The sequence below is a fragment of the Streptomyces sp. NPDC012825 genome, from assembly GCF_042900925.1.
In the GTDB taxonomy this organism is placed as follows: Bacteria; Actinomycetota; Actinomycetes; order Streptomycetales; family Streptomycetaceae; genus Streptomyces.
In genome coordinates, this window is sequence record NZ_JBIBBZ010000003.1 from 337,586 (window position 1) to 351,927 (window position 14,342).

Genomic DNA, 14,342 nt, shown 5'->3' on the forward strand with positions numbered 1-14,342 from the left:
CAGCCCCTCCGGCCCGGGGCGCCCCCGCCCCGGGCCGGGCCCCGTCCCGCGGAAGGAAACCGATGAGCAGCCGCATTCCGATCGTCTACTCCGAAGAAGTCCGACAGGCCCTGGACGAGGGCCGGCCGGTCGTCGCCCTGGAGTCCAACGTCATCACGCACGGCCTGAAGTACCCGCACAACGCCGAGACGGCCCACCGGGTCGAGGCCGCCGTCCGCAAGGGCGGCTCCGTGCCCGCGACCATCTGCGTCGAGGACGGCGCCGTCCGGGTCGGCATGACCGAGCGGGACATCGAGCGGTTCGCCTCGGAGTCCGGCATCCCCAAGGTCTCCAGCCGCGACCTGCCCGTGGTGCTGGCCCGGGGCGGACGCGGCGCGACCACCGTCGCCTCCTCCCTGGTCGCCGCCGAACTGGCCGGCATCCCGTTCTTCTCCTCCGCCGGCCTCGGCGGGGTCCACCGGGGCGCCGAGACCACGATGGACGTCTCCTCCGACCTGATCCAGCTCACCCGCTCCAAGGTCGCCGTCGTCTGCGCGGGCGCCAAGATGATCCTCGACCTGAAGCTCACCATGGAGTTCCTGGAGACGCAGTGCGTCCCGGTGATCGCGCACGGCTCCGACGACTTCCCCGCGTTCTACTGCGCCTCCAGCGGCGTCCGCGCCCCGCACCGCGTGGACGACGAGGACCTGCTCGCCCGGATCGTCGACCTCCACTGGGCCACCGGCCACCCCGGCGGCGTGGTCGTCACCACCCCGCCCCGGGACGAGGACGCCGTCGACGCCGCCGAGGCGGAGGCCGCCATCCGCGACGCGCTCGCCCTGGCCGAACGGGACGGCGTCTCGGGCCAGGGCCTGACCAAGTACCTGATGCACGCGGTCGACCGCGCCACCGGCGGCCGTACCGCGCAGGCCAACATGGCCGTCCTGATCTCCACCGCCGAGGTCGGCGGCCGGCTCGCCGCGGCCCACGCCCGCCACCGGGCCGGACAGTCCTGACCACCCGCACCACGACCAAGGGAACACCATGACCTCGCTGTTCGACCCCGTCACCTTCGGCAAGATCCCGCTCGCCAACCGGCTCGTGATGGCCCCCATGACCCGGAACCGGGCCGGGGCGGGCGGCGGCGCCACCGAGCTGATGGCCGAGTACTACGCCCAGCGGGCCTCCGCCGGGCTCATCATCACCGAGGGCACCCAGCCCTCCCCGGTCGGACAGGGCTTCCTGAACACGCCCGGCCTGCACCACCCGGAGCAGGTCCGCGCCTGGCGCACGGTCACCGACGCCGTGCACGAGCGGGGCGGCCGGATCGTCGTCCAGCTGATGCACGCGGGCCGCATCGGCCACCCGTCGCTCTACGACAGCGCCCACCGGTCCGTCGCCCCCTCGGCCCTCGCCGCCGCCGGGGTGTGCTTCACCCCGTCCGGGCCGCAGGACCACCCGGTCCCGCACGAGCTCACGGCCGACGAGATCGCCGCCACCGTACGGGACTTCGCCGACGCCGCCCGCAACGCGGTGGAGGCCGGGTTCGACGGCGTCCAGGTCCACGCCGGCAACGGCTTCCTGCTGCACCAGTTCCTCGCCGAGAACACCAACCACCGCACCGACGCCTACGGCGGCTCGCTCGGCAACCGCATCCGGTTCGCCGTCGAGGTCACCGAAGCGGTCGCCACGGCCATCGGCAACGAGCGCACCAGCGTGCGCCTCTCGCCCGGCAACCCGTACAACGACATCGCCGAGGGCGACACCGACGCCCTGTACGCGGCGCTGGTGCCGGCCCTGCCCGAGCTGGCCTTCCTGGAGGTCTGCGAGATCGTCACGCGCCCGGTCACCCGGGCCGTCCGCGACCTGTGGCGGGGCAACCTGGTGGTGAACCCGCACGCCGCGCCGGACGCCTTCCCCGCCACGGCCGAGACGGCCCGGAACGTCCTGGACGAGGGCCTCGCCGACGCCGTCTCGCTCGGCGCCCTGTTCCTGGCCAATCCCGACCTGCCCGACCGCGTCCGGGCCGGCGGCCCCTTCACCGCGCCCGACGAGGCGACGTACTACGGCGGCGACCACCGCGGCTACACCGACTACCCGGCCCTCGGCCGGTAGCGGGCCCGTCCCTCCGGTACGGCGAAGGCCGCCGCCCCGTCCGTACGGGTGCGGCGGCCTCCGGCACGAAGACGCGACCGTCAGTCCTTCTTCGGCTCCTCCAGGCGCGGGAACAGCACCGCGCCCTTCGTCACCGTCACGCCGGCCGGGAGCCTCCCCCACTCGCCCGCGTGCTGGACCGGCTGGTCGGCCAGGGCGCCCAGGGACGCCTCGGCGCCCAGGGAGTCCCACAGGGCCTGCGAGGTCTCCGGCATGATCGGGTTCAGCAGGACGGCGACGGCGCGGAGCGACTCGGCGGCCGTGTAGAGGATCGTCGCCAGGCGGGCGCGGCCCTCCTCGGACTCGTCCTTGGCGACCTTCCACGGCTCCTGCTCCGTGATGTAGCCGTTGACCCGCTTCACGAAGTCGAAGATCGCCAGGATGCCGGCCTGGAAGTCCAGCTCCTCGCCGATCTTCGCGTCGGCGACCGCGACCGCCTTCGCCAGACCGTCGTGGACCGCCTTCTCCGCGTCGCCGTCCGCCGCCGACGCCGGCAGCTCGCCGCCGAAGTACTTGCCGACCATCGCCGCCACGCGCGAGGCGAGGTTGCCGTAGTCGTTGGCCAGCTCGCTCGTGTAGCGGGCGGTGAAGTCCTCCCACGAGAACGAGCCGTCCTGGCCGAAGACGATCGCCCGCAGGAAGTACCAGCGGTACGCGTCCACGCCGAAGTGCGAGGTCAGGTCCTGCGGCTTGATGCCGGTCAGGTTCGACTTCGACATCTTCTCGCCGCCGACCATCAGCCAGCCGTTGGCCGCCACCCGGCCCGGGACCGGCAGGCCCTGCGCCATCAGCATCGCCGGCCAGATCACCGCGTGGAACCGCAGGATGTCCTTGCCGATCAGGTGCACGTCCGCCGGGAACGTCTCCTCGAACTTCGCCGGGTTCTCGTTGTAGCCGACGGCCGTCGCGTAGTTCAGGAGCGCGTCGATCCACACGTAGATGACGTGCTTCTCGTCCCACGGCACCGGGATGCCCCAGTCGAACGTCGAGCGCGAGATGGAGAGGTCGTCCAGGCCCTGCCTGACGAAGTTCACGACCTCGTTGCGGGCCGACTCCGGCTGGATGAAGCCCGGGTTCGCCTCGTAGAACTCCAGGAGCTTCGGGCCGTACGCGCTCAGCTTGAAGAAGTAGTTCTCCTCCTTGAGGATCTCCACCGGCCTCTTGTGGACGGGGCACAGCTTGGTGCCGTCCTCCGCCTCGACGAGGTCGCCGGGGAGCTTGAACTCCTCGCAGCCCACGCAGTACGGGCCCTCGTAGCCGCCCTTGTAGATCTCGTCCTTGTCGTACAGGTCCTGCACGAACTCCTGGACGCGGTCGGTGTGACGCTTCTGGGTGGTGCGGATGAAGTCGTCGTTCGCGATGTTCAGGTGCTCCCAGAGGGGCTTCCACGCCTCTTCCACGAGCTTGTCGCACCAGGCCTGGGGCGTGACGTCGTTCGCCTCGGCCGTGCGCATGATCTTCTGACCGTGCTCGTCCGTGCCGGTGAGGTACCACACCTTCTCGCCGCGCTGACGGTGCCAGCGCGTGAGCACGTCGCCCGCTACGGTCGTGTAGGCGTGGCCCAGGTGAGGAGCGTCGTTGACGTAGTAAATGGGGGTCGTGACGTAGAACGCCTTCGCCCCCTGCTTCTCGGATCCAGTGGCCGCCATGGTCGAAATCCTAACGGCCCCGTGAAGATCCACTCACATCCTTGAACCCCGGGGGACGGGGGCGGGCGCCGGGTGGAGAGGATGGGGGCATGCGTGTACTCGTGGCCGAGGACGAGCGGGTTCTCGCCGGGCTCGTCGCCACCGGCCTGCGGCGGGCCGGGTTCGCCGTCGACACCGTCCACGACGGCGAGGACGCCCTGGAGCGGCTCGGCCTGTACGCGTACGACGTGCTCGTCCTCGACCGCGACCTGCCCCGCCTCCACGGCGACGAGGTGGCCCGGCGGCTCGTCGCCGGCGGCTCCCGCACCCGCATCCTGATGCTGACCGCCGCCACGGCCGTCGAGGACCGGGTGGCGGGGCTCGACCTCGGCGCCGACGACTACCTCGGCAAGCCCTTCGAGTTCCCCGAGCTGGTCTCCCGCGTCCGCGCCCTGCGCCGCCGCTCCGCCCGGCCCCTGCCGCCGCTCCTCGCGCGGGACGGGCTGCGGATGGACACCGTCCGGCGGACCGCCGACCGCGACGGGCGCGACCTCGACCTCTCCCCGAAGGAGTTCTCCGTCCTCCAGATCCTCCTGGAGGCCGACGGGGCCGCCGTCTCCGCCGAGGAGCTCCTCGAACGGGCCTGGGACGCCCACGCCGACCCGTTCACCGGAGCCGTACGCGTCTGCATGAGCAAGCTGCGGGCCAAGCTGGGGGAGCCGGGGCTGATCCGGACCGTGCAGGGCGTGGGGTACGTGCTGTGAGCGGCGGCCACCTGGGGGCCGGGTCGACCATCCGGACCCGGATCGCCCTCGTGTACGGAGGGGTCTTCCTGGTCCTCGGCGCGCTGCTGCTGCTCGTGGTGAACCTGCTGGTCAGAGCCGGTACGAACGGGGAGACGGAGGCGATCGTGGCGCGGGCCGGCGAGGTCGCCGCGGTCGAGGCGTACCGCATCGGCGACGACGTCGGCCGGGCCGCGAACGAGCAGATGCTCATGTGGTCCTGCATGGCCCTGCTCGTGATCGCCTGCGGCGCCGTGGTGGTGGGCTGGTGGACGGCGGGGCGCGTCCTGCGGCCCGTCCACGAGATGACCGCCCGCGCCCGGCGCCTCTCCGAGCGGAACCTGGACGAGCGGCTCGCGGTGCGCGGGCCCGACGACGAGCTGAAGGAGCTGGGCGACACGATCGACGCGCTGCTCGGGCGCCTGGAGACCGCCTTCGACAGCCGGCGGCGGTTCATCGCCAACGCCTCGCACGAGCTGCGCACCCCGCTCGCCACCCAGCGCGCGGCCATCCAGGTCGGGCTGGACGACGACTGCGGCGTCCGGCAGGTCCTCCTCGACACCAACCGGCACAGCGAACGCCTCCTCGACGGCCTGCTCCTCCTCGCCCGCGGCGAACGGGGACTCGCGGAACGCGAGGACGTGCCCCTCGGCGAGGTCGTCGCGGAGGAGTACGAGGACGTGGCCGTCGGAGACGCGGGGGGCGGTGTCGTACGGGGGAGCCGGGTGCTGCTCCGGCAGCTCGTACGGAACCTCGTCGCGAACGCGGTCGTCCACAACGTGCCGGGGGGCTTCGTGGACGTGCGGGTGGAGGGCGGCGTCCTGACCGTCGTCAACACCGGTCCCGTCGTCCCGCCGGACGGCGTCGAGATCCTCTTCGAGCCCTTCCGGCGCGGTGAGGGGCGCGACCGGACGGGGCCCGGCGCCGGGCTCGGGCTCTCCATCGTCCGGTCGATCGCCGCCGCCCACGGCGGGAGCGTGACGGCGGTGGCCCGGGGCGCCGGGGAGGGCGGCGGGCTCGCGGTGACGGTGACCCTGCCGGTCACCGTCACCCGCTCCTAACGCCTACAGCTCCAGTCCTTCGAGCAGGCCCCGGTAGAACGCGGCGTGCGCCGTCCCGGCCGGGGTCGCGCCCGGGAAGTACGCGGCGGTGCGGGGCGTGCCGCCGAGCTTCCTGAGGTAGTCGAAGGCCTTGTTGTCCGGTTCGCCCCAGGCCACGAACCGCCAGTGCAGCGGCCGGTCCGCCGCTCCGGCCAGCGCCTGCGTGGCGGCCGTCCTCGCGTCCGGCGCGCCGTCCGTCTGGAAGACGACCAGGGCCGGGCGGGCGGGGTCGGTCTTCTCGTGGTGGGCGAGGACCTCCTCCACGGCGCGGTGGTAGTGGGTGCGGCCCAGGCGGCCGAGGCCGGCGTTGATCTCCTCGATGCCGGTGGGGGAGAGCGTGGCGGGGGTCAGTTCGGCGGTGCCGTCGACGTCCGTGGAGAAGAACACCGCCGTGACGGCGGCGTCCGGGTCGAGGTGCGCCGCGAGCGCCACCGTCTGCTCGGCGAGCCGCTGCACGGAGCCGTCCTTGAAGTACCCGCGCATCGAACCGGACCGGTCGACGACGAGGTACACGGCGGCCCGCGCTCCGGCGAGCCCCTGCTTCTTCAGCACGGTCCCGGCGGCCTTGTAGGCGTCGGCCAGGTGCGGGGCGGCGGCCTTGACCCCGGCGAGGGAGAGCGCGGGACCGGCGGCCGCCGGGGCGGGCGCGGCGACGGGCGGTGCCTCGGGCTCCAGTGCGGTGATCACGGGGGCTTCCGGCGTCGGCACGGGAGCGGTGGCCTCGGCGGGCTCGGGCCTGGTCTCCGGCTCCGGGGCGGCTTCGGGTTCCGGCTCGGGGGCGGTGGCCTCGGCGGCCTGGGGCTCGGGGGCGGTCGCGGGTTCGGCCTCCGGCTCGGCCGGGCCCTCCGGGGCCGGGGTGGCCGCCACGACGGGCTCGGGCCCCGGGGCGACTTCGGCCTCCGGCTCCGAGGGGGCTTCCTCGGCCGGGGCGGTCGCGGGGGTCTCCGCCTCCGCCTGCGGCTCGTCGGCACCGTCCGCGGCCGACTCCTCCGGAGCGGGAGCGGCGGCGGGCTCGTCCGTGGCTTCGGCCTGCGGTGTGTCCTGGGCGGCGGGCTCCTCCGTGGCCCCGGCCTCCGGAGCGTCCCCGGCGGCGTTAGGCGCCTCCGGCTCGGCCAGGGGCGTCTCGCCCTCGGCCCGCGGCTCCGCCGCCCCATCCGCGACGGTCGCCTCCACAGGAGCCTCGGACGCCTCGTCCGTACCCGGCTCCGGCGCGGCGGGCACCTCGCAGGTCTTCGGCTCGTCCGTGGTGTCGGGGTACGAGATCTCGACGGCGGCCACCTCCGGGTCCACCCCGGGCCCGTCGTTCCGCTCCTCCGGGAAGGAGACCTCCACGGGCTCCGCGACGGAAGCGGCCGCCGTGTCCCGCGCCGCCTCCTCGGCCGCGGACGAGAGGACGGGGGTCTCTTCCGCCACGTCGGCGACGGCCGGCTCCGGCTCGGGCTCCTCGGCGACGGCCGGTTCCGGTTCCGGTTCCGCCGACCGGGCCCCGGGGACCCGCGGGTTGTCGAAGGACGCCGCCACCAGGTCGTCCGCCGCCCGGCGGGCCTCCTCCTCCTGAGGCGCGACCGTCTCCGGAGCCTCCACCGGCTCCGCCGGCTCCACCGTCTCCTCACGCGACTGGGGCGGGACGGAGGTTGCCGAGGCGTCCTCGCGGTCCCGGCCGAACACCTTGCGCAGCATGCTCCGAATACCCATGGGCGAACCCTTTCGCATGAGTGGGGTGCAGTGTGAATGTCCGTACTGGGCGTTTCAGGACTTTCATCCCTGGCCAGGGCGGATACGTAAGGTTAGCGGCCGCTTCCCGCCACTCCCGTGCCCCGGTCGCCCCCGGACGTCCCGCATTCATCGGGCGTTCACTCCCCCGCCGTCCCCGTGCAGCGACGCGCACCTAGCGTCACCGCCGAAGACATCCCGACACCATGTCGGCGCAGTGCTGCGCCGGAGGAGGACGAAGTGCGCAAACTGCTGCCGCTCCTGAGCACGAACCCGCACGGAGGCGGCCGTTCCGCTCTCACCTGCCGCTACCGCTGCGGTGACGCCTGTTTCCACGAGGTGCCCAACACCAGCGACAACGAGTACGCCGGCGACCTCATAGCCGGTGTCCTCTCCCGCCGTTCGGCCCTCCGCGCCGCCGCCGTCGTCACCGTCGCCTCCGCCGTCGGCGGCGCCGCCGTCCTCGGCGAGGCCCCGGCCGCCGAGGCCCACGCCGGCCACGGCCACCGGCCGGCCGGGGCCGACGGCGCCCGCGGCCTCCGCTTCACCCCCGTCGCGCCCAACACCGCCGACAGGGTGACCGTCCCCTCCGGCTACTCCCAGAACGTGGTCATCCGCTGGGGCGAGCCCATCCTCCGCGGCGCCCCCGCCTTCGACGCCGAGAAGCAGACCGCGAAGGCCCAGGCCGGCCAGTTCGGCTACAACAACGACTTCCTCTCCCTGCTGCCGCTCCCCGGGGAGCGCGACCGCCAGGTCCTCGTCGCCAACCACGAGTACACCGACGAGGTCCTGATGTTCCGCGGGTACGACCCCGCGAACCCGACCCGCGAGCAGGTCGAGACCGCCTGGGCCGCGCACGGCCTGTCCGTCGTCGTGGTCGAGGAGGAGCGCCGCACGGGCAGGCTGACGCCGGTCTCCCGCCACCACCTCAACCGGCGGCTGCACACCACCAGCGAGTTCCGGGTCACCGGCCCCGCCGCGGGCGGCGACCTGCTGAAGACCTCCGCCGACCCGACCGGCCGCAGGGTCCTCGGCACGCTCAACAACTGCGCCGGCGGCACCACCCCGTGGGGCACCACCCTCCACGGCGAGGAGAACTTCAACCAGTACTTCGCCAACGGCTCCAGCGCCACCGACAAGCGCTACGGCGTCGGCACCGGCGCCACCGAGCGCAAGTGGGAGCGGTTCGACAAGCGCTTCGACCTCGCGCAGGAGCCCAACGAGGTCCACCGCTTCGGCTGGGTCGTCGAACTCGACCCGTACGAGCCCGACTCCACGCCCCGCAAGCGCACCGCCCTCGGCCGCTTCAAGCACGAGGCCGCGCAGCCCCGCCTCACCGCCGACGGGCGCCCGGTCGTCTACATGGGCGACGACGAGCGCTTCGACTACTTCTACAAGTTCGTCTCCTCGAAGCGGATGAAGAAGGGGAGTTCGCGGGCCGCCCGCGAGCACAACCTCACCCTCCTCGACGAGGGCACGCTGTACGTCGCCAAGCTGACCGGCGACTCCCCGGGCGAGGTCGACGGCACCGGAAGGCTCCCGAACGACGGCGAGTTCGACGGCTCCGGCACGTGGATCCCGCTCGCCACCGGGAACGTCTCGCACGTCCCCGGCATGACCGCCGAGGAGGTGTACGTCTTCACCCGCCTGGCCGGCGACAAGGTCGGGGCGACGAAGATGGACCGCCCCGAGGACGTCGAGCCGTCCCCGCGCACCGGCCGCGTGTACGTCGCGCTCACCAACAACACCGACCGCGGCAAGGCCGGCAAGGCGGGCGCGGACGAGGCCAACCCGCGCAACCTCAACAAGCACGGGCAGATCCTGGAGCTCGCCGAGCACTGGGACGACCCGTCCTCGGACGGCTTCGCCTGGCGCCTGTTCCTCGTCGCGGGCGACCCGAACGACCCGGCGACCTACTTCGCCGGCTTCCCGAAGGAGAAGGTCTCCCCGATCTCCTGCCCGGACAACGTCGCCTTCGACCCGCACGGCAACCTGTGGATCTCCACCGACGGCAACCAGCTCGGCTCGCACGACGGCCTGTTCGGCGTCGCCGTGCAGGGCGGGCGGCGCGGTGAGCTGAAGCAGTTCCTGACCGTGCCGAAGGGCGCCGAGACCTGCGGTCCGATCGTCCAGGACCGGCGCGTGCTCGTCGCCGTGCAGCACCCGGGCGAGATCGACGGCGCGTCCGTCGAGAAGCCCGCGTCGACCTGGCCCGACGGGCCCGGGAAGATCGTCCGCCCCTCGGTCGTCGCCGTCTGGCGCACGGACGGGGGCGACATCGGCGTCTGACCGGTCCCGTCCGGTCGCGGGCCTGGGGGTCACTCCACCCCCAGGCCCTCCCGGAACCGGACGAACTGCTCCTCCGGGTCCCCCGTGTACGCCCACGGCACCCACGCCGCCCGCCGCCCCAGCATCCCGAGCAGCTCCCTGGCGATGTCCACCTGGCCCGCGTAACAGGCCGCGTGGGCGAGGAAGTTGAGGTCCCCGACCTCCTCGGGCGCCACCGGACGCCCCGGGTTCCGGCCGCCGATCCAGCGGGCGTGCGTGCGGCGCAGCTCGGTCACCGCCAGCTCGTGCTTCCAGTGCTGGTCGAAGCCGCGCACCGGCCCCCGGCCCAGGGCCCCGTCCGCGATGTAGCGGTACTCCTCGACCCGGGCCACCTGCACCAGGACCGGCAGCGGGGAGCCGGGCGGCGCCACGCCCGCCGCGTCGCGGGCGAAGTCGTACATGCTGCCGTGCGTGCCGTGCCACCGCGCCGACCAGTACCGCAGCACCTGGATGTGCCCCTCGGTGTTGTACGGGTCGCGACGCCGCAACTCGTCGAACCAGTGGCGCAGTTCGCGGCGCGGCACCCCGCCCTCGTACAGCCTGGCCACCGACAGGAGCGACACCCACGGCATCGGGTCGGCGGGCGCCGCCCCGGCCGCGCACCGGCAGGCGTCCACGGCCGCGTCGATCCGGCCCCGGTCGACGGCCGCGCCCCGGCCGGCCGCGATGGCCGCGTCGAAGACCCGCACCACCTCGGTCGCGGCCCGCAGCACGGCCGCGTCCGGGTTGCCCGGCTCGGCGGCCCGCCAGGTCTCGACGGTGGAGCTGCCGGCGGCGGCGTGCGAGAGGAGCCGGACGCGGTGGGTGCGGCGCGCCCAGTCGTCGCCGGTGGCGGCGAGCAGGTCCCGCACGCCCTGCCAGCGGCCGATGACGATGTCATGGCGCGCCTCGGTCAGCGCCCGGTCCCCGAAGTCCGGGTCGAAGTCGGGCACGAAGCGCTCGGGGCGTTCCGGGCGCGGGGAGCGGCGGCGTACGGCCATCGGGGCCTCCTTCTGGTTCGGCTGCCGTCAGAAGTCCGTCGCGTAGCTCTTGTCCCGGTCGCCCGTGCGGGCGCCCGGGGTGGACGCGCCGGCGGCGGCCGAGGCGGCGAGGGCGCGGGCGGCGTCGAGACGGGCCGGGCGGCGGTAGTAGTCGCCGCCCCTCCCGCCGTACACGGCCAGCGGGACCACGCCGAGGAGCAGGCCGCCGAGGCCGATGGCGAGGGCGGTCGTGGAGAGCTCGCCGAGCGACTCGACGAAGGCCCACAGCATGAACGCCGAGCCGAGCAGCGGCCACAGGCCGCCCACGACCAGGTTCTTCACGGAGCGCAGGAGCAGGCCCTTGTAGGCGACGACGGCGGCGATGCCCGCCAGGCCGTAGTAGAAGGCGATCTGGAGGCCGATCGCGGAGACGGCGTCCCTGAGGATCTGCTGCACGGATCCGGCCGCCGCGGCGGCGGCGAACAGCAGCAGCGCCGCCCCGCCGACCGTCGCGACCGCGACCCAAGGGGTGTTCCAGCGGGGGTGCACGGTGCCGAGCGCGGCCGGCAGGGTCCGGTCGCGGCCCATCGCGAAGAGCGAGCGGGTGACCTGGATGAGGGTGGTCTCCAGGGTGGCGACGGTCGACAGGAGGACGGCGACGACGAGGAGCTTGCCGCCGACGCCGGGCCAGACCTCCTGGCCGACGACGGCGAGGACGTTGGGCCCGGCGCGGCGGATCTCCTCGGAGCTCAGCAGCATGTTGACGGCGACGGTGAGGGCCTCGAAGAGGACGAAGACGAAGCCGACGCCGACGAGCGCGGCGACCCCGGCGGTCCTGCGGCTGTCGCGGGTCTCCTCGCTGAGGTTGCTGGTGACGTCCCAGCCCCAGTAGTAGAACGCGGCGATCAGGGCCCCGGCGGCGAACCCCTCCGGACCGTCGAACTGCGCGAGGCCGAACCAGGACCAGTCGAAGGCGGTGGCGTAGCCCCGGTGGGCCACGGCGGCGAGGACGAAGCCGACCAGGATCAGCATCTCGGTCCCGGACATGATCAGCTGCGCCCGTACGGTGAGGCGGGCGCCGCCCAGGACGACGAGCAGCATCACCAGGAACCAGCAGGCGCCGACGGCCGCCGCGAGCGCGGTGTGCCCGGCGAGGCCCGGGGCGACCAGGGCGAGCGTGAGGGTCCCGGCGGGCAGCGAACCGGCCACCATGAAGACCGTGGTGGAGAGGACGAGCGCCCAGCCGGAGAGGAAGCCGAGGAAGGGGTGGAGGGTGCGGCCCACCCAGGAGTACGCGGCACCGGCGTTGACGTCGATCCGGCCGAGCCGGGCGTACGCGAGGACGATGCCGAGCATGGGTATCGCGCAGTACAGCAGGGCGGCGGGTCCGCCGACGCCGACCGCGCCGAAGAGGACGGCGGTGGTCGCGGCGAGCGAGTAGGCGGGGGCGCTGCCGGCGACGGCCATCACGATCGTGTCGAAGGTGCCGAGGACATTGGGCTGGAGCCCTCTGCTGGTGGTGGTGCGCATGGCGGATCCTCGGGGCGCGGGGGGTGAGGCGGGGCGAAGTGGCGCGTTCACCGGGCCGGTTGCCGACGGCGGTGGGCGCGGATCACCGTGAATGGGCGCATCGTAGTCGCCGGGGCGGCTTCCGGTAACGGCGGTGGGGAGGGTTCCGTTCCGTGACCGCCGGTAAGTTCTCCCGTGCGCCCCCCGGGGGAGGTTTACCGCAGGTCGGGACCGGCGACGGCGCGGGCCGCGCGGACCTCCTGGCGGAGCGGTTCGAGGACTCCGTTCTCGTCCCCGGGCAGCTCGGTGCGGACCTCCACGAGGGTCTCGTCCGCCCGCAGTCCGTCGGCGAGTTCGCGCAGTTCCCGCTCCACCTCGGCGGCCTCGGCGGGGTCCGGGGCGGGGGCGCCGTGGTCGACCCGGATGCGGGCGGCGGTGGTGGCGTCCACGATCCGCTCGACGGCGACGACCAGCGGCCACCAGGCGGCGGCGCGGGTGCCGGTCGGCGGGGGTTCGGTCAGGGCCCGCTGGAACTCGGAGCGGACGGCCGACAGGTCCCGGTAGAGCGCCCGGCGGGCCCGCAGCCGGGCGTGCGGATCCTGGCCCTCCGCCGGGGAGAACGCGCGGGCCACGTAGTCGGCGGTGTCGGAGACGGCGTCCGCGAGCCGGTCCCCGATCCGGGCGTGCCAGGACTCCGGCCAGAGCAGGTACCCGGCGACGAGGGCGATCCCGCAGCCGATGAGCGAGTCGTAGAGGCGGGGCAGGACGAGCCCGAAGCCCTGGTGGTTGAGGGTGTCGGAGAGCAGCAGGATCACCGGGGTGATGGCCGCCGTCTGGAAGGCGTACCCCTTCGCGGAGAACGCCGGGATCAGGGCCGCGAGCAGCATCATCACGGGCACGTCCCACCAGCCCCGGGGCACCTCGGCGAGGACGAGGGCGGCGAGCAGGAGGCCGAGGGCGGTGCCGAAGGCGCGCAGCACGGCCCGGGAGAAGACCGAGCCGAAGTCGGGCTTCATGACGAAGGTGACGGTGAGGGCGACCCAGTACGAGCGGGGCACGGCGATCAGCGACACCAGGGCCTGGGCGAGGCCGATGCAGAGCGCGAGCCGCAGGCCGTAGCGCCAGGACGCCCCGGAGACCAGGACGGCGCGGGTGGTGCGGCGGACCCGGACGCGCAGCGCGGCGGGCCGCCCGAGCCGGTCGTCGGCGTCGTACCCGGCGGGCTCCGTCTCGTGGACGACGGAGGCCGCGTGCCGCAGCGCGTGGTCGACGGCCTTCTCGGAGGGCCGCTCCGGGGCGGGCAGGTCGAGGGCGGGGGTGCCGGCGCGGCCCTCGGCGACGGCGTCCGCGAGGTCCCGCACGGCCGCCGGGATCGCGGCGGGCTGCGGGCCGGCGATCCGGGACCGCAGGTGGGCGGCGGGCGCGGCCTCGACGAGCGGGACGACGACGTTGAGCCGCGCGAGCAGCCGGACCGGGGCGGCGGCGCGGCCGTGCTCGCGGGCGCGGCGGGCCAGGACCAGGTCGTAGGCGTGGTTCAGGGCGGCGGTCACGGCCTGCCGCCGCTCGTCGTACGCGGAGGTCCCGGCGGCCTCGTAGAGGTCGGCGACCGCCCGGTAGGTGGCGGCGACGGCGGCCCGCTCGGGGGCGGCGCGGCGCAGCGGCCAGCCGAGGAGGGTGAGGGCGAGGACGACGAGCCCGCCCAGGCCGAGCAGGAGCGGCGCCGTCCACCAGGGGTCGGGCATGGGCAGGCCCGCGCCGGCGACGGCGTTGAGCAGCAGGAGCAGTCCGGAGACGGAGGCGACCGCGCCGATCGAGGAGATCATCCCGGAGACGAGCGCGACGCAGGTGAGGACGGCGACGGCGACCCAGCCGTGCCCGAGGACGAGGGTGCCGAGGGTGACGCCGACGGCCCCGAAGAGCTGCGGCACGGCGATGTTGAAGACCCGCATCCGGTAGGCGTCGGCGGTGTCCCCGATGACCCCGGACAGGGCTCCCATCGACACGAGCGCCCCGTACGCGGGCCGGTCGGCGGCGAGGCTGACGGCGAGCGGCGCGGACAGGGCGACGGAGGCGCGCAGGACGGCGGCCCACGGGACCGGCGCGGGGGCGGGCCGCATCCCGGCGGTCAGCCAGGCGGGCGGGGCGAGCCGTCCGGCTCCTCGGGATCGCGCCATGCCCCCAACGTACTGG

Annotated in this window: 10 protein-coding genes; 5 read left to right on the top strand and 5 right to left on the bottom strand. The window is 74.2% G+C overall.

Annotated features, from left to right (window positions below; all coding sequences use genetic code 11):
- Positions 1–62: 62 nt before the first annotated feature.
- Both ACFY7E_RS10095 and ACFY7E_RS10100 read left to right on the top strand, forming a co-directional pair.
- A complete protein-coding gene (locus ACFY7E_RS10095; RefSeq protein ID WP_389482776.1) occupies positions 63–995 on the top strand; it encodes a pseudouridine-5'-phosphate glycosidase in 933 nt (310 codons plus the stop codon).
- A gap of 28 nt (positions 996–1,023) precedes the next feature.
- On the top strand, positions 1,024–2,094 hold the full coding sequence (locus ACFY7E_RS10100; RefSeq protein ID WP_389482779.1) for an alkene reductase: 1,071 nt from the start codon (positions 1,024–1,026) through the stop codon (positions 2,092–2,094).
- Positions 2,095–2,174: 80 nt separating this feature from the next.
- On the opposite strand, the gene metG is transcribed toward ACFY7E_RS10100, so the two are convergent.
- The gene (gene metG / locus ACFY7E_RS10105; protein ID WP_389482782.1) at positions 2,175–3,782 is read right to left on the bottom strand and encodes a methionine--tRNA ligase; all 1,608 of its coding nucleotides are present in this window, start codon (positions 3,780–3,782) and stop codon (positions 2,175–2,177) included.
- Positions 3,783–3,871: 89 nt separating this feature from the next.
- Here metG and ACFY7E_RS10110 point away from each other — a divergent pair, with 89 nt between their 5' ends.
- Together ACFY7E_RS10110 and ACFY7E_RS10115 are read left to right on the top strand one after the other, a co-directional pair.
- Positions 3,872–4,525, top strand: coding sequence for a response regulator transcription factor (locus tag ACFY7E_RS10110; RefSeq protein WP_389482784.1), 654 nt, complete (start codon positions 3,872–3,874; stop codon positions 4,523–4,525).
- Complete coding sequence (locus tag ACFY7E_RS10115) at positions 4,522–5,604, top strand: ATP-binding protein (RefSeq protein ID WP_389482786.1); 1,083 nt, start codon at positions 4,522–4,524, stop codon at positions 5,602–5,604. The genes ACFY7E_RS10110 and ACFY7E_RS10115 overlap by 4 nt, the downstream gene beginning before the upstream one ends.
- A 3-nt stretch (positions 5,605–5,607) precedes the next feature.
- Here ACFY7E_RS10115 and ACFY7E_RS10120 read toward each other — a convergent pair whose 3' ends face one another.
- Positions 5,608–7,338, bottom strand: a complete 1,731-nt coding sequence (locus tag ACFY7E_RS10120) for a VWA domain-containing protein (RefSeq protein ID WP_389482788.1) — start codon at positions 7,336–7,338, stop codon at positions 5,608–5,610.
- Positions 7,339–7,596: 258 nt separating this feature from the next.
- Between ACFY7E_RS10120 and ACFY7E_RS10125 the strand changes: the two genes are divergently transcribed.
- Positions 7,597–9,645: a PhoX family protein gene (locus ACFY7E_RS10125; protein WP_389482791.1), complete on the top strand. Its 2,049-nt coding sequence runs from the start codon at positions 7,597–7,599 to the stop codon at positions 9,643–9,645.
- A 29-nt stretch (positions 9,646–9,674) separates the two neighbouring features.
- Here the strand turns inward: ACFY7E_RS10125 and ACFY7E_RS10130 are convergent, their stop codons facing one another.
- From ACFY7E_RS10130 to ACFY7E_RS10140, 3 genes are all read right to left on the bottom strand, one after another.
- Complete coding sequence (locus ACFY7E_RS10130; RefSeq protein ID WP_389482794.1) at positions 9,675–10,664, bottom strand: hypothetical protein; 990 nt, start codon at positions 10,662–10,664, stop codon at positions 9,675–9,677.
- A gap of 27 nt (positions 10,665–10,691) precedes the next feature.
- Positions 10,692–12,173: an APC family permease gene (locus ACFY7E_RS10135; protein ID WP_389482797.1), complete on the bottom strand. Its 1,482-nt coding sequence runs from the start codon at positions 12,171–12,173 to the stop codon at positions 10,692–10,694.
- 194 nt (positions 12,174–12,367) lie between these two features.
- The gene (locus ACFY7E_RS10140) at positions 12,368–14,326 is read right to left on the bottom strand and encodes an FUSC family protein (protein WP_389482800.1); all 1,959 of its coding nucleotides are present in this window, start codon (positions 14,324–14,326) and stop codon (positions 12,368–12,370) included.
- Positions 14,327–14,342 lie beyond the last annotated feature (16 nt).